Annotated in this window: 21 protein-coding genes; 5 read left to right on the forward strand and 16 right to left on the reverse strand. The window is 75.2% G+C overall.

What is annotated here, in order from left to right; all coding sequences use genetic code 11:
• Window positions 1-75 precede the first annotated feature (75 nt).
• From ACIQBJ_RS34690 to ACIQBJ_RS34710, 5 genes are all read right to left on the reverse strand, one after another.
• Complete coding sequence (locus tag ACIQBJ_RS34690) at window positions 76-1,386, reverse strand: M50 family metallopeptidase (RefSeq protein ID WP_400718721.1); 1,311 nt, start codon at window positions 1,384-1,386, stop codon at window positions 76-78.
• Window positions 1,387-1,408: 22 nt separating this feature from the next.
• Window positions 1,409-2,638 (reverse strand): 1-deoxy-D-xylulose-5-phosphate reductoisomerase, encoded by a 1,230-nt coding sequence (gene dxr, locus ACIQBJ_RS34695; RefSeq protein ID WP_400718722.1) that lies wholly within the window; start codon window positions 2,636-2,638, stop codon window positions 1,409-1,411.
• Window positions 2,639-2,770: 132 nt separating this feature from the next.
• Entirely contained in the window at window positions 2,771-4,213 is a 1,443-nt protein-coding gene (locus ACIQBJ_RS34700) for an aldehyde dehydrogenase family protein (RefSeq protein WP_400718724.1), read from the reverse strand.
• A 146-nt stretch (window positions 4,214-4,359) separates the two neighbouring features.
• Window positions 4,360-5,925 carry a PucR family transcriptional regulator gene (locus tag ACIQBJ_RS34705; protein ID WP_400718725.1) on the reverse strand — a complete coding sequence of 522 codons (1,566 nt, stop codon included), beginning with the start codon at window positions 5,923-5,925 and terminating at the stop codon, window positions 4,360-4,362.
• A 212-nt stretch (window positions 5,926-6,137) separates the two neighbouring features.
• Window positions 6,138-8,156, reverse strand: coding sequence for an ATP-binding protein (locus ACIQBJ_RS34710; RefSeq protein ID WP_400718726.1), 2,019 nt, complete (start codon window positions 8,154-8,156; stop codon window positions 6,138-6,140).
• Window positions 8,157-8,373: 217 nt separating this feature from the next.
• Here ACIQBJ_RS34710 and gabT point away from each other — a divergent pair, with 217 nt between their 5' ends.
• The 3 genes from gabT (at window position 8,374) to ACIQBJ_RS34725 (ending at window position 11,370) form a co-directional block, all read left to right on the forward strand.
• A complete protein-coding gene (gene gabT / locus ACIQBJ_RS34715) occupies window positions 8,374-9,729 on the forward strand; it encodes a 4-aminobutyrate--2-oxoglutarate transaminase (RefSeq protein WP_400718728.1) in 1,356 nt (451 codons plus the stop codon).
• A gap of 371 nt (window positions 9,730-10,100) precedes the next feature.
• Window positions 10,101-10,763, forward strand: coding sequence for a phosphatase PAP2 family protein (locus tag ACIQBJ_RS34720; RefSeq protein WP_400718729.1), 663 nt, complete (start codon window positions 10,101-10,103; stop codon window positions 10,761-10,763).
• Window positions 10,764-10,953: 190 nt separating this feature from the next.
• Entirely contained in the window at window positions 10,954-11,370 is a 417-nt protein-coding gene (locus tag ACIQBJ_RS34725) for a hypothetical protein (RefSeq protein ID WP_400718731.1), read from the forward strand.
• A gap of 117 nt (window positions 11,371-11,487) precedes the next feature.
• On the opposite strand, the gene ACIQBJ_RS34730 is transcribed toward ACIQBJ_RS34725, so the two are convergent.
• The gene (locus ACIQBJ_RS34730) at window positions 11,488-11,820 is read right to left on the reverse strand and encodes a DUF2218 domain-containing protein (RefSeq protein ID WP_400718732.1); all 333 of its coding nucleotides are present in this window, start codon (window positions 11,818-11,820) and stop codon (window positions 11,488-11,490) included.
• A gap of 172 nt (window positions 11,821-11,992) precedes the next feature.
• On the opposite strand from ACIQBJ_RS34730, the gene ACIQBJ_RS34735 reads away from it, so the two are divergent.
• Complete coding sequence (locus ACIQBJ_RS34735) at window positions 11,993-12,463, forward strand: MarR family winged helix-turn-helix transcriptional regulator (protein WP_400718733.1); 471 nt, start codon at window positions 11,993-11,995, stop codon at window positions 12,461-12,463.
• Here ACIQBJ_RS34735 and ACIQBJ_RS34740 read toward each other — a convergent pair.
• Window positions 12,384-13,310 (reverse strand): EamA family transporter, encoded by a 927-nt coding sequence (locus ACIQBJ_RS34740; protein WP_400718747.1) that lies wholly within the window; start codon window positions 13,308-13,310, stop codon window positions 12,384-12,386. The two genes, ACIQBJ_RS34735 and ACIQBJ_RS34740, sit on opposite strands and share 80 nt — an antisense overlap.
• Window positions 13,311-13,446: 136 nt before the next feature.
• Here ACIQBJ_RS34740 and ACIQBJ_RS34745 point away from each other — a divergent pair, with 136 nt between their 5' ends.
• Window positions 13,447-14,409, forward strand: coding sequence for a LysR family transcriptional regulator (locus ACIQBJ_RS34745; RefSeq protein ID WP_400718735.1), 963 nt, complete (start codon window positions 13,447-13,449; stop codon window positions 14,407-14,409).
• Here ACIQBJ_RS34745 and ACIQBJ_RS34750 read toward each other — a convergent pair.
• The 9 genes from ACIQBJ_RS34750 to ACIQBJ_RS34790 all read right to left on the reverse strand — a co-directional run bounded on the left by ACIQBJ_RS34750 (window position 14,372) and on the right by ACIQBJ_RS34790 (window position 25,879).
• A complete protein-coding gene (locus ACIQBJ_RS34750) occupies window positions 14,372-15,112 on the reverse strand; it encodes a ZIP family metal transporter (RefSeq protein ID WP_400718748.1) in 741 nt (246 codons plus the stop codon). The genes ACIQBJ_RS34745 and ACIQBJ_RS34750 overlap by 38 nt on opposite strands.
• A 235-nt stretch (window positions 15,113-15,347) precedes the next feature.
• The gene (locus ACIQBJ_RS34755; RefSeq protein ID WP_400718736.1) at window positions 15,348-15,791 is read right to left on the reverse strand and encodes a DUF6278 family protein; all 444 of its coding nucleotides are present in this window, start codon (window positions 15,789-15,791) and stop codon (window positions 15,348-15,350) included.
• 147 nt (window positions 15,792-15,938) lie between these two features.
• Window positions 15,939-17,720, reverse strand: a complete 1,782-nt coding sequence (locus ACIQBJ_RS34760; protein WP_400718737.1) for a restriction endonuclease — start codon at window positions 17,718-17,720, stop codon at window positions 15,939-15,941.
• Between the two features lie 156 nt (window positions 17,721-17,876).
• Window positions 17,877-19,382: a hypothetical protein gene (locus ACIQBJ_RS34765; RefSeq protein WP_400718738.1), complete on the reverse strand. Its 1,506-nt coding sequence runs from the start codon at window positions 19,380-19,382 to the stop codon at window positions 17,877-17,879.
• Between the two features lie 284 nt (window positions 19,383-19,666).
• Complete coding sequence (locus ACIQBJ_RS34770; protein WP_400718739.1) at window positions 19,667-20,314, reverse strand: YigZ family protein; 648 nt, start codon at window positions 20,312-20,314, stop codon at window positions 19,667-19,669.
• A 147-nt stretch (window positions 20,315-20,461) separates the two neighbouring features.
• Window positions 20,462-21,766 carry a DUF6986 family protein gene (locus tag ACIQBJ_RS34775; RefSeq protein WP_400718740.1) on the reverse strand — a complete coding sequence of 435 codons (1,305 nt, stop codon included), beginning with the start codon at window positions 21,764-21,766 and terminating at the stop codon, window positions 20,462-20,464.
• A gap of 179 nt (window positions 21,767-21,945) precedes the next feature.
• Window positions 21,946-23,685 carry a DUF2637 domain-containing protein gene (locus ACIQBJ_RS34780; protein WP_400718741.1) on the reverse strand — a complete coding sequence of 580 codons (1,740 nt, stop codon included), beginning with the start codon at window positions 23,683-23,685 and terminating at the stop codon, window positions 21,946-21,948.
• Between the two features lie 284 nt (window positions 23,686-23,969).
• Window positions 23,970-24,638 carry a LuxR C-terminal-related transcriptional regulator gene (locus ACIQBJ_RS34785; RefSeq protein WP_400718742.1) on the reverse strand — a complete coding sequence of 223 codons (669 nt, stop codon included), beginning with the start codon at window positions 24,636-24,638 and terminating at the stop codon, window positions 23,970-23,972.
• Window positions 24,590-25,879: a sensor histidine kinase gene (locus ACIQBJ_RS34790; protein WP_400718743.1), complete on the reverse strand. Its 1,290-nt coding sequence runs from the start codon at window positions 25,877-25,879 to the stop codon at window positions 24,590-24,592. Before ACIQBJ_RS34790 ends, ACIQBJ_RS34785 begins: the two co-directional genes overlap by 49 nt.
• Window positions 25,880-26,258: the final 379 nt, after the last annotated feature.

Raw genomic sequence — 26,258 nt, forward strand, 5'->3', positions numbered from 1 at the left:
CGGCTCGGGCGCCCGGCGTCCAACGGTACGGCACGGCCGGGTGGCGGAGCACACCCGGCCGAGGGTGGCGCGGCTCTAGTTGAGCCGTACCGGGTTCACGATGTCGGCGGCCATCACGAGGCCGGTGAAGCAGATGAAGATCCCGGCGACCACGTAGGCCAGCGGCATCAGCCGGGCCACGTCGAACGGACCGGGGTCGGGGCGGCGCAGCAGCTTGGCGAAGCCGCGGCGCAGCGACTCCCACAGGGCGCCGGCGATGTGGCCGCCGTCGAGCGGGAGCAGCGGGAGCATGTTGAACAGGAACAGCATCATGTTGATGCCGGCCAGCAGGCCGACGAAGAAGGACAGCTGCTGGGTGGCGGGCAGGTCCATCGCGAACACGTCGCCGCCGAGCCGGGCGGCGCCGACCATGCCGATCGGGCTGTCGGAGTCGCGCGGGGCGCCGTCGACCACGGCGTGCCAGAGGCCGGGGATCTTGCCGGGCAGCTTGGTCAGCGAGGTCACCGAGTCCCGGGCGGCGGTGGCCATCCGGTCGGCGCTCTCGCCGAAGGACATGTGGTGCACGCCCTGCAGCGGGGTGATGCCGAGGAAGCCGGCGGTGACGGTCCTGCCCTTGATCGCGTTGCCGTCGGCGTCCAGGGCCTGCAGGGTGTTGGACTTGATGTCGGCGTTCAGGACGGCCGTGCCGCCGTTGTCCTTGTGCCGGACCTCGATGGCGACGTTCTTCCCGGCCGAGTCCCGGATCAGGCCCTGCAGCTGCGCGTAGTCGCGGATCGGCACGCCGCCGAAGGCCAGCACGGTGTCACCGGCGCGCAGGCCGGCCAGGTTGGCCGGGGACTTCGGGGCGTCCGGCGCGCAGGTGTCGGTCTTGGTGCCGACCGGGACGACGCACTCGCTGACCTCCTGGACGGTGGGCACCGCCTGCTGGACGCCGATGCCCATGAACAGGGTGAAGAACAGGCCGATCGACAGGATCAGGTTCATCCCCGGGCCGGCGAACATCACGATGACGCGCTTCCACGGCTTGCGGGTGTAGAACAGCCGGTCCTCGTCGCCGGGCTGGAGCTCCTCGTACGAGGCCGAGCGGGCGTCCTCGATCATGGTGCGCCAGGGCGAGGAGGAGCGCTGGGTGATCCGGCCGTCCGCGCCGGGCGGGAACATCCCGATCATCCGGATGTAGCCGCCCAGCGGGATCGCCTTGAGGCCGTACTCGGTGTCGCCGCGCCGGGTCGACCAGACGGTCCGGCCGAAGCCGACCATGTACTGCGGGACCCGGATGCCGAACAGCTTCGCGGTGGAGAGGTGGCCGAGCTCGTGCCAGGCGATCGAGAACAGCAACCCGACCACGAAGAGCAGGATGCCCAGCACCTTCATCAGCATGTCCACCGCGTCGCCTCCGTCGTACTGCCTAGCCAGCTGCCAGTTCCCGCGCCCGGGCCCGCGCCCAGTGCTCGGCCTGGAGTACGTCCTCCACCGTGAGCGAAGTTCCCGGGTGCGGGGTGCCGTGTTCGGCGACCACCTTCGCCACAGTGTCCACGATTCCGGTGAAGGGCAGCGCGCCCTTCAGGAAAGCGTCCACACATTCCTCGTTGGCGGCGTTGAACACCGCGGGGGCGGTCCCGCCGAGCGTACCCACCTCGCGGGCCAGCTCGACGGCCGGGAAGGCGGCGTTGTCCAGCGGGAAGAACTCCCAGGTCGCGGCCTTGGTCCAGTCGCAGCCGGGGGCGGCGTCGGGCACCCGGTCCGGCCAGCCGAGGCCGAGCGCGATCGGCATCCGCATGTCCGGCGGGCTGGCCTGGGCCAGCGTGGAGCCGTCGGTGAATTCCACCATCGAATGAACGATCGACTGCGGATGGACCACCACCTCGATCCGGTCGAAGGGCACGTCGTACAGCAGGTGCGCCTCGATCACCTCCAGGCCCTTGTTCACCAGGGTCGCCGAGTTGATCGTCACCACCGGGCCCATCGCCCAGGTCGGGTGTGCCAGCGCGTCGGACGGGGTGACGCCCGCCAGCTGCTCCCGGGTGCGGTTGCGGAACGGGCCGCCGCTGGCGGTGACCACCAGCTTGCGGACCTCGGCCCGGGTGCCGCCGGCCAGCGCCTGGAACAACGCGGCGTGCTCGGAGTCGACCGGGACGATCTGGCCGGGCCGCGCGACGGCCTTCACCAGCGGGCCGCCGACGATCAGTGACTCCTTGTTGGCCAGCACCAGCACCCGGCCGGCCCGCAGCGCGGCCAGCGTCGGGGCCAGGCCGATCGAGCCGGTGATGCCGTTCAGCACCGAGTGGCAGGGCAGCGCGGCCGCCTCGGTCGCCGCGTCCGGGCCCACCAGGACCTCCGGGAGCGGGGCGCCCTGGGCCTTCGCCGCCAGCGCGGCGCGCAGCGGGGCCGCGGCGGCCGGGTCGGCCACCGCCACGGTGTGCACGCCGAGCGCGACGGCCTGCTCGGCGAGCAGCTCGACCCGCCCGCCGGCCGCCGACAGGGCCACCACCCGGAACCGGTCGGGGTTGCGGAGCACCACGTCGATGGCCTGGGTGCCGATCGAGCCGGTCGAGCCGAGGATCACCAGCTCCCGGGGTCCGTCGGGGTTCTCCACGGTCGGAGCGAAGCGCAGCTGCGGGTGGGCGAGCGAGTTCATGCCCCCATTGTGTCCTGCCGCCGGCCCTGCCCCGGACGGCGGCGGCGCCCGGCACGACGGCGCCCCGCCGCCGCGCCGGGCGCGGTGACGGGGCGTCAGGGGGCGTCGCGGGACGGCCCGGTCGGGGGACGCTCAGAGGTCGAGGCCGGTGAGCACCAGGACCTTCTCGAAGGTGAAGTCGTCCATCGCGTAGCGGACGCCCTCGCGGCCCACGCCGGAGTCCTTCACGCCGCCGTACGGCATCTGGTCGGCCCGGTAGGACGGGGCGTCGCCGATCACCACGCCGCCGACCTCCAGCTCGCGGTGGGCCCGGAACGCGGTCTGCACGTCGTGCGTGAACACGCCGGCCTGCAGGCCGAACGCTGAGTCGTTGACGGCCGCGAAGGCCTCCTCGGCGCCCTCGACCCGGTGCAGCGACAGCACGGGGCCGAACACCTCGGCGGTGGCCAGGATCGCGTCGGCCGGCAGGTCGGCCAGCACGGTCGGCGCGTAGGCGGCGCCGTCCCGGGTGCCGCCGGTGAGCACCTTCGCGCCCTTGTCCACGGCGTCCTGGACCCAGGACTCGACGCGCCTGGCGGCGTTCTCGTCCACCAGCGGGCCGACGTCGGTGGCCTCGTCGTACGGGTCGCCGGTGACCTGCTGCTCGACCTTGGCGACGACCTTCTCGACCAGGCGGTCGTACACGCTCGCGTCGGCGATCACCCGCTGCACCGAGATGCAGGACTGGCCGCCCTGGTAGTTGGCGAACAGGGCGATCCGGGTCGCCGCCCAGTCGAGGTCGGCCTCGGAGCTCCAGTCGGCCAGCACCACAGCCGCGGCGTTGCCGCCGAGCTCCAGGGTGACGTGCTTGCGCGGCACCGAGTCCATGATCTGGTAGCCGACCTTGTCCGAACCGGTGAACGAGATCACCGGCAGGCGCTTGTCCTGCACCAGGGCCGGCATCTTGGCGTTCTCCACCGGCAGCACGCTCCAGGCGCCGGCCGGCAGCTCGGTCTCGGCCAGGATCTCGCCCAGCAGCAGCGCCGCCAGCGGGGTCGCCGGGGCGGGCTTCAGGATGATCGGCGCGCCCACCGCGATCGCCGGGGCGACCTTGTGCGCCACCAGGTTCAGCGGGAAGTTGAACGGGGCGATGCCGAGCACCGCGCCGCGCGGGAAGCGCCGCACGATCGCGTAGCGGCCGGTGCCGCCCGGGTCGGTGTCCAGCCGCATCGTCTCGCCGTTGGTGCGGCGGGCCTCCTCGGCGGCCCAGCGGAACACCGACACGGCCCGGCCGACCTCGCCGCGCGCCCACTTGATCGGCTTGCCGTTCTCCGCGGTGATCAGCTTGGCGATCTCCTCGGTGCGCTCCGCGAGCCGCTTCGCCACGTGGTCCAGCGCCGCCGACCGGACGTGCGCCGGGGTCGCCGCGAACACCGGGACGGCGGCCGCGGCGGCCGCCACGGCCTCCTCCACCTGCGCGTCGGTCGGCACGCCGACCTTCGCCACCAGGCTGCCGTCGTGCGGGTGACGGACCTCGAACTCCGTCTCGCCGCTCGCCCGACGCCCGGCCAGCCAGAACTCATGAGTGGTGGTCACGGTCGCACCGGCCCCTTCCCTCGAAGACTTGTCGCCTTCACGGTAGGGCGGAACGGGGCCGTTCCCGATTGGACGGACGGGACGAAACCGGGGGTCCGTTTAGTACGCCGCGGACACGCCGGGCCTGTTCCTCGCCTGTTCCTCGCCTACTCCTCGCCGGAACGGAGCGCCAGCCACAGCTCCATCCGGACGTCGGTGTCGTCCAGCGAGCGGCCCAGCAGCTCCTCCACCCGGCGCATCCGGTAGCGCAGCGTGTGCCGGTGCACGCCCAGGTCGGCCGCGGCGGCGTCCCACTGGCCGTGCCGGGACAGCCAGGCCCGCAGCGAGGCCACCAGGTCGCCGCGCGCGGTGCGGTCGTGCTCGCGCAGCGGGCGCAGCAGGCCCTCGGCGAAGGCCGTGACCGCCTCCTCGCCGAGCAGCGGCAGCAGCGAGCCCGCGCCGACCTCCTCGTGGTCGACGGTGCGCCGGCCGCCCCGCTGGGCGACCGCGAGGGCCCGCTCGGCCTGGGCGTGCGCGGTGCCGGCGTCCTCCAGCGCGGCGGGGGCGGAGACCCCCAGCGCCAGGCCCTCGTGCTCCTCGACGGCGCCCAGGCAGGCCCGGTGCACCGAGCCGTTGTCCAGCGCCAGCACCATCAGGCGCGGCCCGTGCGGGCCGTCCTCGCGGGCCACCAGCAGCTTCTCGCCGACCTTGCCGCCGGCGTTCTCGGCCCGGTCGGCCAGCTCGCCGAGCGCCTCGGCCGCCTCCGGGCCCGGCGCGGCGGCCGCCACCAGCACCCGGACGGTGCCCTCGGGCAGCCCGCCGAACAGGCCCGCGGCGACCTGCCGGGCGGTGCCGACCTCGCCGGCCAGCACCATCCGCAGCAGCGCCGCGCCCATCTTCTCCTCGGCCTGCCGCAACTCCCGGGAGCGCTCCAGGGTCAGCGTCAGCAGCGCGACGGCGGCGTTCAGCACGTACCGCTCGGTCGGGGTGATCCGGTCCTCGGTGCCGACCGCCAGGAAGCCGCGCGGACGGCGGTCGGCGCCCAGCGACTGCACGACGACGTAGTCCTCGTCGGCAGTGTCGATGGTGCCGGCCCGGCCCTGCAGGGCGGCGCTGGACGGGGCGGGGCGGCGGCGCAGCCGGTCGACCTCGGCGGCCAGCCGGCCGGCCCGGCGGGCCGCCCAGTCCGGCGCGACCGCGGACAGCGCGCCGGAGCCGTCGTACAGCGCGGCCCAGCCGCCCAGGCGGGCTGCCAGCCGGCGGACGATCGCGGTGGTGCCGTCCTTGCCGAGCGCGGCCCGGGTCAGCTCCTCCTGCGCCTCGAAGCTGGTGGTGACGGCCTCGTACTGCTCGGCGGCCAGCGCCGCCGAGACCGCCTTGGAGATCGCGATGAACGGCGTCGCCTCCGGGACCCGCAGCAGCGGCAGGCCGCGCTGCGCGGCGGCGTCCACCAGGGCCTGCGGCACCTCGCTGTGCGAGAGGCCGACGCCGAGCCCGAGGCCGACCACGCCGGCGTCGGCCAGCCGGTGCACGTACGCCTGCAGGGCCTCGGCGCCGCTGCCGAGCTTGATGCCGGTGGTCAGCAGCAGCTCGCCGCCCTCCAGGAAGGGCGTGGGGTCGTCCAGTTCGCTGGTGTGCACCCAGCGGACGGGCCGTTCCAGGTGGTCCGCGCCGGCCAGGACCGTCAGGTGGAGCGCGGAGGTGCGGACGACGGAGGCGAGAGTGGGGGGCATGGCACCTTCGGTGGTTCGACCTGGCCGCGCCGTTGCGGCCGGGCGAGTGAGGGTTCTCCCCCCATTATGGACGCTCCGGACAAGCCGGAGCACCGAAATCCGCCGGTCCGTAGCTTCCGTGACCCAAAGATGATCCTCCGCGGTCTCCGGGGTCTCCGGGGTCTCCGGGGTCTCCGGGGTCTCTGCGGCCTCACAGCGCTGTCGGCGCCGTGTCAGTGCCTCAGGTCGACCAGCAGCGGCGGCACCTGCTCGCCGGTGACGGAGGTCAGCGAGACCACCGCGTGGCCGGACGGCAGGGCGTGCGCCAGGTCCGAGGGCGACCAGCGGTGCCGCTCGACGTCCCGGGTGGTGACCGACTCGGTCTGCGCGGTCGTCCCCGACAGCGCCTTGCGCAGCAGCCGGCCGGCCCGGCGGACCGTTCCGCCCGAGGTGTCCGGGGTGTGCGTCACCGCGGTCTCCCGGACCAGGTGGGTGCCCCAGGCCTCGGAGAACAGCTTGCCGTCCCAGGGCGCGATGCCCGGGAACGCCATCCGGTTGCCGACCGCGCCGAACAGCGGGGCGCGCAGCGCCTCGGGCAGGTCGGACAGCGTGCGCAGCACCAGCACCGTGCCCGCGTTGGCGCCGCGCAGCCGCTGGATGCCGCGGATCGCCTGCGCGTCCACCGCCGCCGTCGCGTCGTCCAGCACCAGGCCGGCGAACAGCTCCCGGTCCGTGCGGTCCGCCGCGGCCTGGACGAACTGGCCGAGCAGCAGCCGCGACAGCATCCGGGCGGCCTCCGGGTGGCTGCGCTCGGGCAGCTTCACCCGCACCCGCAGCGGGTGCTCCAGCGCCCGCATCGCGAACGCCGGCTTGGCGTCCGGGCCGCCGGAGAAGCCGGCGGCCAGCGCGGGCCGGTCCAGCAGCGCCAGCCGGTCGGCGAGCAGCGCGCCCGGGTCGTCGGCCCGGCCGTGCATCCGCTCCCGCTGCTGCAGGTCCGCCTCGAACTCGGCCCGCCGCCCGGCCTTCTGCAGGCGCTCGGCGAGCTCCGCCCAGCCGTCCCGGTCGCCCGCCAGCAGCGCCCGCAGCGCCCGCACCGCCGGGTAGCGGCCGTACCCGGCCCGGTACGGCCCGACCACCTGCTGCATCGCGGTCCGGGCGCTCTCCGCCCGCGGCGCCAGCTCGTCCGGCAGCAGCGCGTCCGTCAGCCGGGCCGCCGCCTCGTCCGGGTTCGGCGCCGCCCCGTACAGGTCCAGCCCGTACGGGGCGGACGGGTCGCCGGGGGCGATCACCACGTCGTACCAGTCGTCCGGCCCCAGGTCGGCGTCGGCCGCGCCCACCACCACCGCGCAGGCCGCGCCCGCCAGGGCCTGCAGGCAGAGCGCCTCGGCGACCGGGCGGGCCAGCGCGGCGGTCTTGCCGGTGCCCGCGGGGCCGACCGCCAGCAGCGAGGTGCCCAGCACCCGGGGGTCCAGCGCGAAGCCGGCGTTCCGGTGCGTCGCCGGGTTCTTCACCACGTCCTGCGCCGTCCCGAGCCGCACCTGGCGCACCATCAGGTCGTGCCGCCCGGCCCGGCCGCCGGGCAGGTCGCGCTGCTCGGACGGGTGCGCGCAGGCCGCCGGGCCGCGGCCGGCCAGCTGGGCCGTGAACTCCTGCCACGCCGCCGGGTCCGCGCCCACCGTCCGCCACGCCTGGTGCAGCCGCACGTAGTCCACGTCGCCGACCGGCTCGCCGCCCTCCAGCCGCCGCACCGCCTCTCCGGCGGGCCGCAGCTCCGCCCAGATGTCGACCACCGGCGCCGCCTCGGGCTCGGGCGGCACCTCGGTGACGGTCCGGGAGAGGACGGGGGCGATCCAGCGCCGCCACACCTCGGCCCAGCGGCCCATCCGGCCGAAGACCATCAGCACCAGGGCGAGCACCGCGACGTTCACGGCCGCCGCGATCAGCAGCGAGACGGCGAAGGAGCTGGTGACGGTGAGTCCGAGGGCGCTGAGCAGCCCCTGCAGCAGGGAGACGCCCTCCAGGTAGACGAAGAGCCCGACCGCCAGGTTGAGCACCGCCCGCAGCAGCAGCGGCCCCGCCGGGGTCTCGGCCGCCTCGGCCTTCCCGGCGTCGTACGGGGTGTGGTGCTGCCGGTAGACGCCGGGCGGGGCGTCCGGGCGGGGCGCGGTGGCCCAGGTGGGGAGGTGGAAGGGGGGTCGGGGCGGGGGGAGATGGGGTTGGGCGTGCCGGGTACGCGCGTCGTTCAGTTCCACTTGGGGCCCCTCCTACGTTGCCGGCGGTGCCATACCCGCATCGCCGTCCCACCGACACACCCGGGGTCAATCTAGTGGAGCGCGGAGTACCGGAGCCGGTCTTCGGCCACTGGCCGCGTCGGACAATTCGGACGGCCCAGCAGTACCGAGTGGCGCATGCCCGGCCGGAGCGGGCGGTCGTAGCCTGCGGGTACCGCGTCAAGAACTTGGAGAAGACATGAGCGCTGCTACTCCGCTCCCGCAGGAGCGCCGTCTGGTCACCGCGATCCCCGGCCCGAAGTCGCAGGAGCTGCAGTCCCGCAAGCTCGGCGCGGTGGCCGCGGGCGTGGGCACCACGCTGCCGGTGTACGTCTCGCGGGCCGGCGGCGGCGTGCTGGAGGACGTGGACGGCAACAGCCTGATCGACTTCGGCTCCGGCATCGCCGTGACGAACGTGGGCAACAGCGCCGCGGCCGTGGTGGCCAAGGCGACGGAGCAGCTGGCCGCGTTCACCCACACCTGTTTCATGGTGACCCCGTACGAGGGCTACGTGGCGGTGGCGGAGCAGCTGAACGAGCTGACCCCGGGCGACCACGACAAGCGCACCGCGCTGTTCAACTCGGGCGCCGAGGCGGTGGAGAACGCGGTGAAGATCGCCCGCGCCTACACCAAGCGCACCGCCGTGGTGGTGTTCGACCACGGCTACCACGGCCGCACCAACCTGACCATGGGCCTGACGGCGAAGAACATGCCGTACAAGCAGGGCTTCGGCCCGTTCGCGCCGGAGATCTACCGGGTGCCGGTGGCCTACCCGTACCGCTGGCTGACGGGCGCGGAGAACTGCGCCGCGGAGGCGGCCGCGCAGGCGATCGACGTGATCACCAAGCAGATCGGCGCGGAGAACGTCGCGGCGATCATCATCGAGCCGATCCAGGGCGAGGGCGGCTTCATCGAGCCGGCCAAGGGCTTCCTGCCCGCGATCGTGGAGTTCGCGAAGGCGAACGGCATCGTGTTCGTGGCGGACGAGATCCAGACCGGTTTCTGCCGGACCGGCCAGTGGTTCGCCTGCGACGACGAGGGCATCATCCCGGACCTGATCACCACCGCGAAGGGCATCGCCGGCGGTCTGCCGCTGGCGGCGGTGACCGGCCGGGCCGAGATCATGGACGCCGCGCACGCGGGCGGCCTGGGCGGCACCTACGGCGGCAACCCGGTGGCCTGCGCGGCCGCGCTGGGCGCGATCGAGACCATGAAGTCCGAGGACCTGAACGGCAAGGCGCGGCGGATCGGCGAGGTCATGCTGGGCCGGCTGCGCAAGCTGCAGGAGAAGTTCGCCCACTCCGACCGGGTGCGCATCGGCGAGGTTCGCGGCCGCGGCGCGATGGTCGCGGTGGAGCTGGTGAAGCCGGGCGGCAAGGAGCCGAACCCGGAGGTGACCGCGGCGATCGCCAAGGCCTGCCACGCCGAGGGCCTGGTGGTGCTGACCGCCGGCACCTACGGCAACGTGCTGCGCTTCCTGCCGCCGCTGGTGATGCCGGAGCACCTGCTGGCCGAGGGCCTGGACATCCTGGAGTCGGCCTTCGCGGCCGTCTGACGGAAGCCCCTCCCGGCAGTTCTGACGCTCCGTCAGGAGCGTGGCGCGGCATGGAATCCGGCGTCTGCACGTGCGGACGCCGGACCGCTGATGGAGGTTGCTCCGCCGGTGGTGAAGATGCTGTGCATGATGGCGGGTCTCCCGCCGCGCGCTCCGGCGTTGACGTACTGTCGTCACGGATGGACAGCGAACCGCAACCACTGCCCACTCCTGCGCCCGCCGTCGAGGCGGGCGAACCGGACCGATCGACCGGCCGTCCCGCCCACACCCCCCGGGCCGCACGGCGCGGCGATCGCCTTGGCCGCCCCGGAGCTCTCCCCCCTGCTCCGGGGCGGCCGACTTTTTCCCTCGCGTCCCCGGCGCTGCCGCCGGTGCTGGCCGCCCTGCTGGTGCTGATCTCCTGGCAGGTCGCGGTGGACGGGCCGCTGCTGGCGGTCGACCCGGCGGTGCGCGACGCGGTCCGGCAGGTGCGCCGGACGCTGCACTCGACGCTGCTGAACCACCTGGGCGTGGCGCTGTCCGACCTGGGCGGCGGGGTGCCGGCCGTGCCGGTGCTGCTGGCGGGCGCGGGGTTGGCGGCCTGGCTGGCCCGGCGGGACGGGCGGCCGCGCTGGTGGACGCCGGTGCCGGTGGCGGTGGTCGCGGCGGTGCTGATCCCGCTGCTGGTGGTACCGGCCAAGGCCTGGTTCGCCCGGCCCGGCCCGTTCGGGGTGCCGCTGTCCGCGGACCAGTGGGGCTGGTACCCGTCCGGCCACACCGCGACCTCCTCGATCGCGTACGGAACGGCGGCCCTGCTGCTGGCCCGGGTGCTGCCGGAGCGCTCCGGCCCCGCGGTCCGGTGGACGGCCGCGGGGGTCTGCCTGGGGGTGGGCGCCGGGCTGGTGTGGAGCGACTTCCACTGGCTGCTGGACGTGCTGGCCAGCTGGTGCCTGGCGGGCCTGCTGCTGCTGGCGCTGCGCGCCCTGCTCCCCCGCCTGCTGCCCGACCCGCCGGGCGCCCCGTCGGCCGGACCCTCGGGTGCCCCGCCGGCCTGATGTCCGGTCCCGGACAGGTTCGGTACGGACCGTTGACGCCCTCCCGGGCCGCGCGCACCCTGTTCCCCGCCCCTCAGCAGGCGGCCCCGGGAGGCTCCCGTGCGCCCCCCGTCATGCCCGTGATCCGTTCGGCGGCCGCGGCCGCACTGCTCGCCGCGGCGGCGACGGCCGGTCGTCGGTGAATACGGTGGTGCCGAGCTTCGTCGACCCGCTGCGGCTGCTGGACGGCACCACCGACGCCGGGGACGCGGCCGGGGTGCCGGTGGGCATGAACCAGCAGGTGGTGGACTGCTTCACGGCGCACGGCATCCGGGTGATGCTCTCCATCGGCGGCATCACCTGCACCGGCGACCGGGACACCGCGCCGTCCCGCAACGGCGCCCTGCTCGGGCAGAAGGCCGCGGCGCCGGCGGGCAGGCTGGGCGTCGGCATCGAGATCGACTACGAGAACGCCAACAATCCGAACCCGACGGGCCCGCAGGCATGCGTGGACGCCTACCGGGCGGTCCACCCGTACGACGCCACCGGCGCCGACCCGGCCGCCCGGCCGACCATCGACTCGGCTTCATGTTCTGGGCGGCGGAGAAGCCGTCCGCCCGAGGCGTGACCACCGTGCCGCCGAACGGCCGTGAGGGCGGGGTCGGCGCGGGTGCCGCGGCGTTCGCGGCTCCGGTGCCGATGCCCCCGCTGCGGCAGGGCCGGCCCGCGGGGAGTGCGGGGCCGGTCAGCCCTCCTCGCCGGTGAGGCGCTGGACGGTGCCCGCCGCGCCGCTCTCGCGCTGCCAGGCGACGACCAGTTCGTCGCGGGTGCCGAAGCGGACCAGGTGGCGGCCGACCACGTCCTCCAGCTGGTCCAGGTTCTCCTCGGCGCCCTCGACGGAGAGCAGCAGCGCGCCCTCCTCGGCGGCGAGTTCGGCCCGGCCGGCGCCGAAGACCAGCGAGCCGCGGCCCGCCTCCTCGGACCACTCGGTGGGGACCTTGCGGCCCATGTGGGCGGCGAGTTGCTTGGCGTAGCGGCCGGGGCGGTCGGTGCTGACACGTGCGGTGGAGCGGGCCATGACGTAACTCCTCGGACGGCGTCCCCGCCGGCGTCCCGGACGGGACCGACGGCGGGCATCAATAACTTAGGTTTGCCTAAGCTACTCGATTACTGAGCCAAGCTCAACATGTTATTGAGGCGAGATCGGTCACCCTCCGTACCCCCCGGCGCCCGGCCGCTACCCTGTGCCCATGACCTCCCCCGGCCCCGCCGACACCGCCGCGGAACTCGCGGACGCCCTCACCCGGGCGATGAAGCGCATCCGTCGGCGGACCATGCAGCGGCTGGAGCCGTACGGCATCACCCCGGGCCAGGCCAGGGCGCTGCGCACGCTGGACCACGCGCCCGGCTGCGAGGGCCCCGAGACCATGCGGCTGAGCGAGCTGGCCGAGCGGCTGCGGATCGCCCCGCGCTCCGCCACCACCGTGGTGGACGCCCTGGAGGAGGCCGGCCTGGTGGCCCGCACCCCCGACCCGGCGGACCGCCGGGCGGTGCGCCTGGTGGTCACCGAGGCCGGGCACGGGGCACTGGAGCGGATCTCCCGGGTCCGGCACGAGGTCGCCCAGGAGTACTTCGGCCCGGTCAGCCCTCCCGAGCAGGACGCCCTGCTGCGGGCCCTGCGGCAGGCCGAAGAAGCGTACGAAGCCGGGCCCACGCCGTAGCGGGCACCGCCCCCAGGCCGATCCCGGCGATCACCAGCGCGGTGGCCGCGCCCGCCAGGGCGCTGAACCGCTCGCCGAGCAGCAGCGCCGCCGAGGACATCCCGAACACCGGCACCAGCAGCGAGTACGGGGCCACCACCGAGGCGTCGTAGCGGCGCAGCAGGTGGCTCCAGGCGACGAACGCGAACAGCGTCGAGACCAGGCCGACGTACAGCACCACGCCGACGCCGGACCAGCTGATCCCGCGCAGCGCCGCCCAGTCCGCGTCCGGGCCCTCGACCAGCAGCGACAGGCCGAGCAGCGGCAGTGGCGGCACGGCGGAGACCCAGACCATCCAGCGCAGCGCGTCCGGCGGGGCGGCCCGGCGGGTCAGCACGTTGGCCAGGCCCCAGGCCGCGGCCGCGCCGATCAGCAGGGCGAACGCGCCGACGGGGCCGGCCACCCCGCGGTCGACGGCGGCCAGCGCGATGCCCGCGAAGGCGACCGCCAGCCCGGCGGTGCGCCGCCGGTTCGGCCGCTCGCCCAGCAGGAGCGCCGCGAACAGCGCGGTGAACCCGGCCTGCCCCTGCAGCACCAGCGAGGAGAGGCCGGCCGGCATCCCGGCGTGCATGCCCAGGAACAGCAGCCCGAACTTGACCACGCCGAGCGCCAGTCCGACGCCCAGCACCCACCGCCACGCCACCCCGGGCGGCCCGACCAGGAACACCGCGGGCACCGCCACCACGGCGAACCGCAGCGCGCAGAACAGCAGCGGCGGGAAGTCGTGCAGCCCGACCTCGATCAGGACGAAGTTGAGCCCCCAGACGGCGGCGACCAGGACCGCCAGCGCGATGTGACGGGGCGTCATGGCGGAGCCGGTGGCGGACGGGGCGGCGGCGGGGGCGGACGGAGCGGCGGTGACGGGGGGCATGCGAAGAGCATCTCCCGGCCGGAATGTTCAGCACCAGCGACATTTCCTCAACCCCACCGTTTAGCATCACTGCATGATGGATCTGGGACGCCTGCGCGCCCTGCACGCGGTCGCCGTGCACGGCTCGGTCGGCGGGGCCGCCGCGGCCCTCGGCTTCACCCCGTCCGCAGTCTCGCAGCAGATCGCCAAGCTGGAGCGGGAGACCCGCACCGTCCTGCTGGAGCGGCAGGGCCGGGGCGTGCAGCTCACCGACGCCGCCGTCCGGCTGGCCGACACCGCGCGCCGGGTGTTGGCCCTGGTGGAGCAGGCCGAGGTGACGCTGGAGGAGCAGCGCGGCCGGGCCACGGGGCGGCTGCTGGTGGCCGCCTTCCCGACCGCGGCGCGCGGCCTGCTGCCCGCCGCCCTGGCCGAGCTGGTGCGCGAGTGCCCCGAGCTGGACGTCCGCCTGCTGGAGAGCGACCCCTATCCGGCGGCCGAGCTGGTGGCCCGCGGCGAGGTCGACCTGGCGGTGGTGCAGGACTGGGCGACCGTCCCGCTGCCGGTGCAGGACGGCGTCGACCGGCTGGACCTCGGCACCGACCCGGTCGACCTGCTGCTGCCCGCCGGGCACCCGCTGGCCGCGCTCGACGCCGTCCCGGTGGCGGCGCTGCGCGGGCAGCGCTGGATCAGCGTGCCGCCGGGCAACATCTGCCACGACTGGCTGCTGCGCACCATGCGGGAGACCGGCGAGGAGCCGGACGTCGCCCACCAGGTCGGCGAGTTCCAGACCCAGATCGCGCTGATCGACGCCGGGCTCGGCCTGGGCCTGGTCCCCCGGCTGGGGCGCGGCCCGCTCCCGCCCGGGGTGGCCGTCCGCCCCGTCGACCCGGAGCCGGTCCGCCGGGTGTACGCGCTGTGGCGGACCGGGACGTCCCGCCGCCCCGCCGTCACCGCCGCCCTCGCGGCGTTCCGCCGCCACTGGGCCGCCCCGTCCCCCGACCGACCGGGCGCCCGCCCGGTCAGTGCCCGTGGGCCAGCCCGACCACCAGCCACATGAACCCGACCCCGAGCACGGTGCACAGCAGGGTGCCCTTGGACGGGTGCGGGCTGTGCGCCTCGGGCAGGATGTCGGAGGTCGCCAGGTACATCAGGAAGCCGGCGAAGAACCCGAGGTAGAGCCCGAGCAGGTGCCCGGGGATGGTGAACAGCAGCGTGACCGCGGCCCCGGTGACGGGCGCGACCGCGTCGGCGACCAGCAGGGTGAGGGCCCGGCGCCGGTTGTTCCCGTACAGCCGGGTCAGGGTGTAGGTGTTGAAGCCGTCCGCGAAGTCGTGCGCGACGACGGCGATGGCGACGGCGGTGCCGACGGTCGTCCCGGCCTGGAACGCGGCGCCGATCGCGAAGCCGTCCATCGCGCTGTGCAGGACCAGCGCGGAGGCCGCCGCCAGCCCGACGCCCTGCTCCCGGTGCCGGGTGCCCCCGTCGTGCGTGTGGTGGTGCCCGTGGCTGTGCGCGGCGTACTCGCCCTCGTGGCCGCGGTGGATGGCGACGGCGCGCTCGACCACGTGGATGGCGAGGAACCCGGCGGCGAACATCAGCAGCGCCTGCGGGACGCCGTGCAGTTCCTGCGGGGCCTGCTCGATCGACTCCGGCAGCAGGTCGAAGGCGACCACGCCGAGCATCAGGCCGGCCGCGAGACCGAGCACGAGGTGGCGGCGGTCCCCGGTGCGCTGGGCGACCAGGCCGCCGAGCAGCGTCATCAGGAAGGCTCCGGCGGCGACCAGGACGGCGGTCAGTTTCGGCCTCCCCCGGCTGGGCGCAGGGGCCGGACGGCTGCGCTGACCGCTGCCCACGGGCACCCAGTCGTCCGGCCCGGGCCGGACGGTGCCGGGCCCTGCCACCACCCTGCGGGCCCCGCGGCCGCTCCGCCGCCCGGACGGACCGTCAGGGTGACGGGCCGTCACGGGGCGCGCCCCGTGACGGAGCGGTCCCGGGTCAGCCGTCGGAGGCCGCCAGGTAGATCGCGGAGAGCTGCGGAGAGCCCTGCTCGGCCCAGCCGCGGCCGAGCGCGGTGACGTCGAGCTCGAAGCCGGTGCGGAGCACCATCAGGGGGCGGCCGTCGGGCGCCAGCTCCCAGTGCGCGCCGTCGACCTGACGGCGGATCACCGTGCCGAGGTAGAGGCCGGCGTCGGTGCCGAGCCACTGCGAGACCTGCGGGTCGTCGCGCCACCGGGGCAGCAGTTGGTCGAGGTCGGTCAGCGAGTCGACGGTGTCGTCGAGGCTGACGCCGGAGGAGTCGGCGAGTTCGCGCAGCAGCCCGCACTCGGCGTACATCCCGGCCATCGCGCGCTCCCGCTCCTGCTCCGGGGCCGGGGCGCCGTCCGGCCGACGGGTGCTGGTGCGCCGGCCGAGCCGGTGTCCGGGGACTGGTTTCTCCACTCCCCCAGCCTGACAGCCCGAACGGCCGAACGGCGGGCGAACCCGCCGGTACGTTCCGCGCCGTCGGCCCGCGGGGTGGTGCACAGGGCAACGGACGGGCCGACGGACGGGGCGGTGCCCCGTCCGCCGCCCGGGCCCGCGCGGTGCTCAGAGCGTCAGCGGCAGCGCCAGGTGGGTGCGGGCGAGTTCGCGGATGCCCGCCCCGTCCATCAGGTGGATGCGCTGGTAGCGCTCCTCGGCGGCCAGGTCGACGGCCTCGTCGGCGAACTGCCCGCAGGTCATCCGCAGGCCGCGGTCGGCGTCCTCCTCGCGGACCGCCTCGGCAAGGGTGGCGATCTCCTCGGCGGCGACGGGGGCGGGACCCCGGGAGGCCCACACCACCCAGCGGCCGGGCAGGCCGCTGCCGGGCTCGCCCTCGGCGGTGGCGACCAGGCCGGCGGGGCCGCGCAGCCGCACGCTCCAGCCGCGCAGGCCGCCGGCCGTCAGCACGGCCCGCACCAGCCGGGCGAACTCGCCGGGCGAGAGCTCGCCGAGCGCGGGCACGGCGGCGGAGGCGGTGCCCCACGGGACGACGGCCTCCCCCGCGTACGGGTCGGGGGTGATCACGGCAGCCAGGGCGCGCAGCCGCAGCAGCGACTCGTCGTGCTCGGTCTCCGCGTAGACGCCCCCGTCGGCGCCCTCGCCGCCGAGGTGGCCGCTGTCGGGGACCAGGCGGGTGCGGGCCAGCGCGTCCCGGTCGGCGTCGACGCTGAGCAGGCACTGCGGGGCCTGCCCCGGGGTGCGCAGCCAGCCGTTGAGGACCACCCCGGCCAGCACCTCCTCGGTGTCGACGGCGTCGGCGGCCTGCAGGGCGCGCAGCGCGAGCCGGGCGGCGAGCCGCAGGTAGTCGGAGCGGACGTCGGCGGCGGGACGGGGCACCGGCTGCACGGCCCCGTCCTCGGCGAGCCGGTAGCCGCTCAGCGCGGGCACGGTGTCCAGCGGCGGCAGGTCGAGGTCGAGGACGGCGGTCCGGGTGAGCGGGCGGAACACCGCGCGGCACGGGGCGGGCAGGTCCCGGGTGACGCCCTCGGCGGCGGCCAGGGCCCGCTCCAGCAGGGACTCGACGGCCGCGGGCTCGGCCTGCAGGTAGGCGCGGCGGCACTCCTCCAGGCTGTCGTTGTACTCCCGGACGGCCCGCTCCCGGGCCCGTTCGGCCTCCTCGTGGGCCTGCCGGGCGGCGATCACGCCGCTGTCGGCGAGTTCGGCCTGCTTGGTCCGCCACTCGCGCAGCGCGCGCTGGTGGCGCAGCCGGGCCTGGGCGAGTTCGCGCTGGTAGCCGGAGTCGAGCAGGCGGCGCGAGGCGGGCTGCTCGGGGTCGGCGCCGGCGGGCTCGGCCGGGGCGAAGTCGGCCCAGGCGGGCTCGGGTTCGCCGGCCTGCCCGGCGTCCGGGTAGGGCTTGGGCCGGTAGCTGCGCTGCTGGCTCCCGAAGTCCATCGCGGAGACCGGCTGGGCGGCCCGGCGCAGCAGGTCGGCCAGCCGCTCGTGGTCGGCGTGCACCGCGAGGGTCCGGTGGTGGGCCAGCGCGGCGGCCCGGCCGTGCGCGGCGACCGGGTCCTCCTCGGTGTCGGCCCCGTTCCCGGCCCCGAGTTCGGCCCCGGTCCCGGCCGCGGGCCCGTCGGCGGGGCCGGGCTGGGCCGGGACGACCGCGGCCGGGACCGGGGCCGGAGCGGTGACCGGACGGGGCGGGACGGCGGGGCGCAGCGGGACGGTGTCCGTGGCGGGTGCGCGCCCGGCCCCGTCGCCGCGGCCCTCCGACTGCCCGGGGCCGGGGCCGGAACCGGTGCCGTCCTCGTCCTCGTCGGCGCCGAGTTCCTGGAAGAGGGTGGCGAGGAAGCCGGGCTGGAGCACCGTGGTGGTGCCGTCGGCGGGGCCATCGGCTGGATGCTGCATCGGCGGTCGTTCCCCCTGCTCGTCCGGCGCACGTCGGCGGGGCGCCGTGGCGGGGCCCGAGCAGCATTGTCCCCCGTTCGGGCCGCCGGGTCAGCCAACCGCCGGGGTTTGGCCGAGCGTTGACACTCGGTCAGGCCCCGGCGGGGCGGGGCCGGATCAGTTGGTGCGGGTGTTGGTGAGGTGCAGCCCGATGTAGCCGACGTAGATCCGGCCGCTGCCGGAGCAGTCGTCCAGGTAGTGCACCCGGGGGGCGGTGCCGCCGCCGCCGATCCGCAGGTGGGCGCCCATGAAGGCGCGGCAGGAGGAGTCGACGAACGGCGGGACGGGCAGCATCCGCTGGCGCTTCCACTTGCCGTGGCTGGCGACGGTGCGGGACTCGCCGCGGACCGCCTTGCGCGGCGGGAAGCGGTGACAGCCGGGCGGGGTGTGCTCGCACCACTGCTTGAAGTCGCCGCCGGCCTCGCCGCGGACGGCGGCGGCCGCGTACTCCTGCAGGGCGGTCAGACCGTCCCAGGTCAGGCCGGCCCAGCCGTCGGCGTCGCTCTGGCCGTCCAGCGCGAGCGTCTCCTTGGCGTCGCCGGTGAACTCCAGCAGCGGGAACTCGTCGAAGCGGTCGACGAGTTCGCCGAAGCTGGCGGGGCCGGTGCCGCACCGGGCCCGGCGCACCGCGCGCGGCTGCTCGGCCCGCAGCCGGCAGCGCTCCAACCGGACCGGCAGCCGCTCGACGACGGCCCGGGGCGGGGCGGGCGCCTTGCGCGCCTCGGGCGGCAGCCGGAGCTCCGGCACCGCGTCCAGCGGGGTGGGCAGCGGCAGTTCGACGGCGAGCCGGCGTGGTTCGCGGGCCAGCAGGGCGGCGGCGCGGCGCAGGTTCTCGTCGATCCGGACCCGCGGCAGGACGGGGTGGCGGGCGGCGTCGGCGCGGGAGGCCGGGTCGACGTCGGGCAGGAAGGTGCGCACCGCCCCGCCGTAGACCTTGTGGTACTCCAGCGCCAGGTTGAACCGCGGCAGCGCGGTGTGCCCGAGCACGTACAGCGAGGCCTGGCCGGGGAGTTGGCGCAGCAGCGGGTCGAGGATCTCGCGCTGCCACTGCTCGATCGGGACGGCGGGCGGGACGCTGGCCACCACGACGGGCAGCTGCCGTTCCGGGTCGCACAGTTCGTCGATCAGCCCGTCCAGGTCGGCGGGGCCGAGCACCCGCGGGGCGGTGCCGAGCGGCACCGGGCCCTCGGCGGCGTCCAGCAGCGGCAGCAGCCGGCGGACGAGTTCGGGGACGGGCACCCGCCCGTGTCCGGCCACGGCGGGCCCGGCGGGCAGGTGGTCGGCCTCCACGCGCAGCCGGGTCGGGCCGTCGGCGGTCTCGGAGGCGAGGGTGAGGGTCAGTTGGTCGGTGCCGTGCGGGGCGGGCGTGCGCAGTCTGCGGCGACTGTAGCGGGCCTCGGGGGCGGGCCCGGGCAGTGGGCCGTCGTCGCGGTCCAGCAGGACCCGTTCGCCGAGCCGTAGTCGCTCGGGCGGTGCGTCCTCGTCGCGGGCGGCGGGCTCCTCGTGGCCCTCCGCCTTCAGCCAGGCGGCGAGCAGGTGGTCGACGAGGGCGGCGGTGTCGTGGTGCGGGCGGGGTGTCGCGGCCGTCAGCCGGTACGGTGGCTGGGCTTGGTCGGTGGGCATGCGCGGAACCTCCCGTGGTGCGGTGCTGGGGTCTGCGAGATTCCTCCTCCCGGTGTCGTGCCGAATCGTTGTTCCTCACCCAATGAGACGAAGTGACCTGGAGCGGAAGTTCCGCATCCGTCCCTGGTTCCTTCCTTCGAGTGTCATCCCGTGGCTACGGGAACGTCGCCGGACGCGTCTCTGCTACCCCCCGTGACGGCACGTCAGTCACCCCCGTCCGGTCGGCCTTCCGCCGCCCCGTCCGCCCCGTCCACGGCGCACCGTCCCCCGCCGTCCCGGGCGGGTCAGACCTCGACCTCGACGAAGGTCCGCCCGGCGGGCCGGGCCGTCGCGGAGCCGCCGGTGGCCTCGGCCAGCCAGGTGTGGAAGCGCTCCGTCTCCGGCTCGGGGACGCCCACCTCGATCCGCACCCCGTCCGCCAGGTACTCCAGCCCGACGACCTCGTACCCGGCGGCCCGCAGGTCGTTCTCCAGCCGGCCGGCCCGGGTGTGGTCGGCGAGCACCGCCAGCAGCGCGACCGGGCGCCGCTCCAGCAGGCCGATCTCGTCCAGCGCCCCGGACACCGCCGTCCCGTAGGCCCGCACCAGCCCGCCCGCGCCGAGCTTGATCCCGCCGAAGTAGCGGGTCACCACCGCGACGGTGTCGGTCACCCCGCGCCGCCGCAGCACCTCCAGCATCGGCACCCCGGCCGTCCCGGCGGGCTCCCCGTCGTCGTTGGAGCGCTCGCGCGGCTGCCCCCCGCCCACCACGAAGGCGGTGCAGTTGTGCCGGGCGTCCCAGTACTGCTTGCGGATCGCCGCGACGAACGCCTGCGCCTCCTCCTCGTCGGCGACCCGCGCCAGGTGGCAGATGAACCGGGACTTCTTGATCTCCAGCTCGTGGCTGCCGGCGCCGCGGACGGTCAGGTACGGCTTGGGGCTCGGCTCCGCCATGGTGCTGGTGCTCTCCGGGGTCGCTCGCTGGGGGGTGCCGCTCGGGCACTCCCAGCTTAGGCGCTCGGCCGGACCGGCCCGGGCGCCCGTTCGACCGCCCGGCCCCGACCTCTCCGGTGCCCCGCCCGCCCACCCGGCCGTGCCCCGTCAGCGTCCGGCCAGGGCGTCCAGGGCGGTACGGTCCAGGCCGGTGAGCGCGGTGACCTCGGCGAGGTCGACGGCCCCGCAGTCCAGGCCGCGCAGCAGGTAGCCGCTGAGCGCCCGGGCGGTGGCGGGCTCGTCCAGCACGCCGCCCCCCGTCCTGGCCGCGTACGCGGCGAGCCGGGCGCAGGCCGCGGGCAGGCCTTCCCGGTAGAAGGCGTACACGGCGGCGTACCGGGTGGGCAGTTGGGCGGGGTGCATGTCCCAGCCCTGGTAGTAGGCACGGGCCAGCGAGCGGCGGACCAGGCGGTGGTGCAGCCGCCAGGCGGCGTGCACCTGCTCGGTGCCGCCGACGGGGATCACGTTGGTGGAGCCGTCGGAGAGCCGGACGCCGGTCCCGGCCGCGGCGACCTGCATGACGGCCTTGGCGTGGTCGGCGACCGGGTGGTCCATGCTCTGGTGGGCGGCGGCGACCCCGCAGGCGGCGCTGTAGTCGAAGGTGCCGTAGTGCAGCCCGGTGGCCCGGCCCTCGGCGGCGTCGATCAGCAGGGCGACGGTGGCCCGGCCGTCCGGGCCGAGGATCGCCTGGGTGGTCTCGACCTGGATCTCGAACCCGAGCCGCCCGGCACGCAGCCCGGCCCGCCGCTCGAAGTCCTCCAGCAGCCGCACCAGCGCGGTGACCTGCGCGGCGTGGGTGACCTTGGGCAGGGTGAGCAGCAGCCCGTCGGGCAGGCCGCCGCCGCGGGCCAGCAGGGTGCCGAGGAACAGCTCCAGGGTGCGGATGCCGCGGGCCCGGACCGGTGCCTCCATGCACTTGATCCGGATGCCGAGGTACGGCGGGGCGGTGCCGTCGGCGACCGCGTCGGCCACCAGCCGGGCGGCCCGGACCGCCGCGGCGTCCTCCTCGGCGTCGGGGCGCGGGCCGTAGCCGTCCTCGAAGTCGATCCGCAGGTCCTCGACCGGTTCGCGCTCCAGCTTGGCCCGGACCCGGGCGTGCACGTCCGCCAGCAGCGCGTCGTCCGCGACCCCGAGCGCCTCGGCCAGCCGGGCGGGCGTCCTGGCGTGCTCCCCGAACACCGCCAGCGCCCGGCCGCCCCACTCGCGCACCGTGCCCGCGCCGAACACGTCGGCCGGCACGTACACGGTGTGCACCGGCTGCCGCGAACCCGGCTCGCCCGGGTAACGGCGCGTCAACTCGGTGTCCACCGGGGCCAGCAGGGCCTCCACCGCGGCCCGGGCGGCCTCCGAGAACGAGACGGCGGACGGGGCCCCGTCCTGCCGGGCGGCATCGATCCGGGCGGGCTGCGACATTCCGGGCTCCTCCACTCACCGCGCTTCTTCAACAAATTGTTGCGGCGAACGTAGTGGCGGCCCCGCGGAAGCGTCAATGGCCGCCCCGCCGGAGAAACCGGCGGACGGCCACCACGCGTCCTGTACTTCCCTACGAGGTACTTCGAGTACCTTCCGTGCTCCCTGCGGGGCGGACCGGGTCACTCCCCCCGGCCGGACTCCATGTACCGCTCCTGCAGGTCCGTCCAGATCTTCTCGACGTCCTTCACCGTCACCCCGCCGCCCGGCCGCGAGCCCGGAACCCCGCGCTGGCTCAGGTACTCCGCGAAACGGCGCTCGTCGGGGTGCCGCTGGTTCTCCTCCATGTAGGACACCAGCGCCTCGAAGCACTCGTCCGCGTCCAGCGGCTCCGCTCCCACGAACGCCCGCCGCGCCGGGGCCTCCTCCACCGCCTCGAACGGCAGCGCGTCGGACTCCAGCCCCGCGTCCAGCCGCATCGGCCGCCGCAGGACCGGCTCCGCCTGCTGCCCGCGCGGCTCCGGACGGGGCGCCGGGCCGCGGCCGTTCGCCGCCGCCCGGTCCTGCCGCGGCGACGGCTGCCCGGCGTCCTGGTACGCCTCCGCAGGGAACCCGTCGGCCGGGTACTCGGCCGCGAACGCGTCCTCCGGGTACTCCACCGCGAAGTCCGGGCCCGCGGCCGGTCGGCCCGCGAAGCCCGCCGGGTGACCGGCCCCGGACTGCTCGGCGTACGTCTCGGCCCGCGGCGGCTGGTAGCCCGACTGCGGGCGGGCCGGCTCTTCCTCGCCGTCCGGGCGCGGCGCCTTGAACCACGGCGACGCCTGCCCCGGCACCCGCGCCGTGTGCACCTGGTCCGGCTGCGCCACGTGCGAGCGCACCGGACGCGCCGTCCACACGTTCAGCGTCCCCGACGGGTCCTGCACCGGCGCGGCCTGGGCCGCCTCCGGGTCCTGCTGGTCGCGCAGCCGCACCGCGGCCAGCTTCGCCAGCGTCGGCACCGCCACCGCCGCCGACACCGGCGGCACCGCGGACTGCTGCTCGGCGGCCGAGGCCGAGGCCGAGGCCGGGGCCGGGGCCGGGACGGGAGCGGGGGCCGCCGGACCGGCCGGCCCCGCCTGCGCGAGCGCCGCCGCCCGGCCCTCGACCCGCCCCTGCGTCACCTGCCCCGCCACTCCGGCCGGCTCGCCCTGCGCCACCTGCTCCGTCTGCTCCGCCCCGGCCACCGTGCTGCTCTGCAGCACCAGCGGGCCGTCGATCCGGTCCAGGATCGTCGGGTCCAGCGGCACCCCGTACTTCGCCAGCTTCAGCGGCAGCAGCGCCTGGAACGGCGCCGACCGCCGCCAGCCCCGCCCGTAGCGGAACCGCAGCTGCGCCCGGTACACCAGCCGGTTCTGCTCCAGCCGCACCGTCTCGTCGTAGGAGCGCAGCTCCCACAGCTTCATCCGGCGCCACAGCCGGAACGTCGGCACCGGCGACAGCACCCAGCGCATCAGCCGCACCGACTCCATGTGCCGGTCCGCGGTGATCGCCGCGATCCGCCCCACCGCGTGCCGGGAGGCCTCGACCACCACCACGAACAGCACCGGGATCACCGCGTGCATCGCCATGCCCAGCGCGTCGCCCCAGGACGCCGCCGCGTTGAACGCGATGGTCGCCGCCGTCAGCAGCCAGGCCGTCTGCCGCAGCAGCGGGAACGGAATCCGCAGCCAGGTCAGCACCAGGTCCAGCGACAGCAGCACCACGATGCCCGCGTCGACGCCTATCGGGAACGCGTAGGCGAACGAGCCGAAGCCCTTCTCCATCGCCAGGTCCCGCACCGAGTTGTAGGACCCCGCGAAACCGATGCCGGAGATCACGCACGCGCCGACGGCCACCACACCCAGCAGAGCCCGGTGCGCGCGGGTAAGGGAAGGACGTGCCATTCGATGATCAACCCCTGGGACTCGGCAGCTGCCGTATACGACCTGTAGCCGCCGAGTACACGTCCCCGCCCCGGGGCGCACGCTCCGCGTGGGACGCGATGCCGGTGCGCCGTTGACAGACCCGGCCCACCGGATACTACTCGTACGCGCGTTCCCCGCCCGCGCCAGCCCGGACCGGCAGCACACTTCGACTGGTCCACACCACTGTGCGCACCCGGTCCGACCGCACGCCGACGCCTCCCGCGCCCTGCCCGCGCCGCTCTCTCCGCCCGCGCCAGGACCCGTCAGCCCGACGCCGCCCGGTCGGCCCCCGCGTTCAGGTAGGCCAGCACCGCCAGCACCCGGCGATTGCCGTCCTCCGTCGGGGAGAGCTCCAACTTCGCGAAGATGTTGGCGATGTGCTTGGCCACCGCACCGTCACTGATCGTCAGCCGCGCGCCGATCGCCGAGTTCGAGCACCCCTCCGCCATCAGCCCCAGCACCTCCCGCTCCCGCGGCGACAGCCGCTGCAGCGGCGCCGACCCCGCGTTGTGCTGCAGCAGCCGGCCGATCACGTCCGGGTCCATCGCCGTCCCACCCGCAGCCACCCGCCGCACCGCGTCCACGAACTGGTCCGCATTGAACACCCGGTCCTTCAGCAGGTACCCGACCCCGCCCGTCCCGTCCGCCAGCAACTCCCGCGCGTACAACTGCTGGACGTGCTGCGACAGCACCAGGACCGGCAGCCCCGGAATCTCCCGCCGCGCCGCCAGCGCCGCCTGCAGCCCCTCGTCCGTCAGCGTCGGCGGCAACCGGACGTCCACCACCGCGACGTCCGGCCGCTCCGACAGCAGGGCCGCCAGCAGATCGGGCCCCGTCTCCACCGCGGCGGCGATGGTGAACCCGTGCACCTCCAACAGCCGCGTCAGACCTTGGCGAAGGAGGTAGAGATCCTCGGCGAGGACAACACGCACGGCAGCTCCATCGTGATGGTGGTCGGCCCGCCCACAGGACTGTCGAGCGAGATCACTCCGTCGAACGTACCCAATCGCCGTTCGATCCCGCGCAGCCCACCGCCGCCCTCCAACCGCGCACCACCGTGCCCGTCGTCCGTCACCACGACCCGCAGCCGCCCCGCCCGGTACAGCACGTCCACCCAGGCGTTACCGGCCCGCGCGTGCTTGGCGACGTTCGCCAGCAACTCGCTCACGCTGAAGTACACCGCCGTCTCCAACGAAGCCTCCGGACGCCCCGGCAGGCTCACCGTCACCTCCGTCTGCACCGGCGCCGTCAACGCCAACTCCCGCACCGCGTCCGGCAGCCCGCGCTCCGCCAGCACCGGCGGGTGGATGCCCCGGACCAGATCCCGCAACTCCTGCAGCGCCTTCGCCGACGCCTCCCGCGCCTCCGCCAGCAGCTCCCGCGCCGCCTCCTGGTCGCTGGCCATCAGGTGCTCGATCGTCCCCAGCGTCAGCCCGATCGCCACCAGCCGCGCCTGCGCCCCGTCGTGCAGATCACGCTCGATCCGCCGCAGCTCCGCCGCCTGCGCGTCCACCGCGTCCGCCCGCGTCTCCGTCAGCTGCGCCACCCGCTCGCTCAGCTCCGCCCTGCTCTGCCGGGCCCCGTCCCCCAACACCCGGCACACCCACTCCCCGTGCTTCCGCACCGCCGCCGGCAGCACCAGCAGCACACCGAGCACCGTTCCGACGCCCACGGCCGCCACCACCGCCGACACCAGCAACTCGCCCAGGCCGCCGTACGAATCGCGCAGCAGCACCACCGCGGCACCCACCGCCCACACCCCGCCGAGCAGCAGCACCAGCATCGACCCCAGCAGCACCGCCGCACCGAACGGGTTCACCACCAGCCAGAGCGCCTCCCGCCTGGTCTGCTGATCCCGCACCGCCCACTGCGCGAACTGCACCGCCCGCGCGACCGGATACACCCGGTGGTACGAGTACCCCGTCCACCAGTACCCCCGGGAATCCTGCTCCAGCACCCCCCTCGACGAATACCGCGCCACCAACCGGACCCCGTACCAGCGCTCGACCTGCCCCCGCGCCAGCTCCGCCCCGAACCGCATCCACCAGTACGCCGTCGCCACCGCGGCCGCCAGCACCGCCAGCGTCCCCACGTACGGCAGCGGCGCCCCCGAGAACCCCAGCTTGAAGACCACAGCCCCCGCCAGCAGCGCCGCCATGAACGGCAGCCCCACCCCGACACCCGCCAACACCACCAACAACACGGCCCGCCCGGTCGCCGGCAGCGCAGACCGCAGCCTGTCACCCACAGCAAACCCGACGGTCTTACCGTCGAACCCCGTCGTCGTCGCCAAGGTGTACTCCCCGAGAGTCGATCGCCATTCCTGGAACGCTCTCAGTCTCTCCCCGACCCCCTGCCCGGCACATTGGCCGTGCCACCCGTCTTTGGGGTGGACCTAGCACCACCCCTGTCCTGCTTTCGAACGGCCCGGAAACGTGAAAAGGGCCCCAGCCTTTTGGCTGGAGCCCTTTCCTGAAAGATTGTTCGGCGGCGTCCTACTCTCCCACAGGGTCCCCCCTGCAGTACCATCGGCGCTATGAGGCTTAGCTTCC

The organism is Kitasatospora sp. NPDC088391 (assembly GCF_044753345.1).
Lineage (GTDB): Bacteria > Actinomycetota > Actinomycetes > Streptomycetales > Streptomycetaceae > Kitasatospora.

What these genes read in the sequence shown, in the direction of transcription:
- ACIQBJ_RS34760 (WP_400718737.1), bottom strand. Translation starts at nt 17,720, where the DNA reads ATGCAGCATCCAGCCGATGGCCCCGCCGACGGCACCACCACGGTGCTC.
- ACIQBJ_RS34750 (WP_400718748.1), bottom strand. Translation starts at nt 15,112, where the DNA reads ATGACGCTGCTCGGCGGCCTGGTCGCCCAGCGCACCGGGGACCGCCGC.
- ACIQBJ_RS34730 (WP_400718732.1), bottom strand. Translation starts at nt 11,820, where the DNA reads ATGGCCCGCTCCACCGCACGTGTCAGCACCGACCGCCCCGGCCGCTAC.
- ACIQBJ_RS34745 (WP_400718735.1), top strand. Translation starts at nt 13,447, where the DNA reads ATGATGGATCTGGGACGCCTGCGCGCCCTGCACGCGGTCGCCGTGCAC.
- ACIQBJ_RS34740 (WP_400718747.1), bottom strand. Translation starts at nt 13,310, where the DNA reads ATGACGCCCCGTCACATCGCGCTGGCGGTCCTGGTCGCCGCCGTCTGG.
- ACIQBJ_RS34765 (WP_400718738.1), bottom strand. Translation starts at nt 19,382, where the DNA reads ATGCCCACCGACCAAGCCCAGCCACCGTACCGGCTGACGGCCGCGACA.
- ACIQBJ_RS34705 (WP_400718725.1), bottom strand. Translation starts at nt 5,925, where the DNA reads ATGCCCCCCACTCTCGCCTCCGTCGTCCGCACCTCCGCGCTCCACCTG.
- gabT (WP_400718728.1), top strand. Translation starts at nt 8,374, where the DNA reads ATGAGCGCTGCTACTCCGCTCCCGCAGGAGCGCCGTCTGGTCACCGCG.
- dxr (WP_400718722.1), bottom strand. Translation starts at nt 2,638, where the DNA reads ATGAACTCGCTCGCCCACCCGCAGCTGCGCTTCGCTCCGACCGTGGAG.
- ACIQBJ_RS34770 (WP_400718739.1), bottom strand. Translation starts at nt 20,314, where the DNA reads ATGGCGGAGCCGAGCCCCAAGCCGTACCTGACCGTCCGCGGCGCCGGC.
- ACIQBJ_RS34775 (WP_400718740.1), bottom strand. Translation starts at nt 21,766, where the DNA reads ATGTCGCAGCCCGCCCGGATCGATGCCGCCCGGCAGGACGGGGCCCCG.
- ACIQBJ_RS34780 (WP_400718741.1), bottom strand. Translation starts at nt 23,685, where the DNA reads ATGGCACGTCCTTCCCTTACCCGCGCGCACCGGGCTCTGCTGGGTGTG.
- ACIQBJ_RS34735 (WP_400718733.1), top strand. Translation starts at nt 11,993, where the DNA reads ATGACCTCCCCCGGCCCCGCCGACACCGCCGCGGAACTCGCGGACGCC.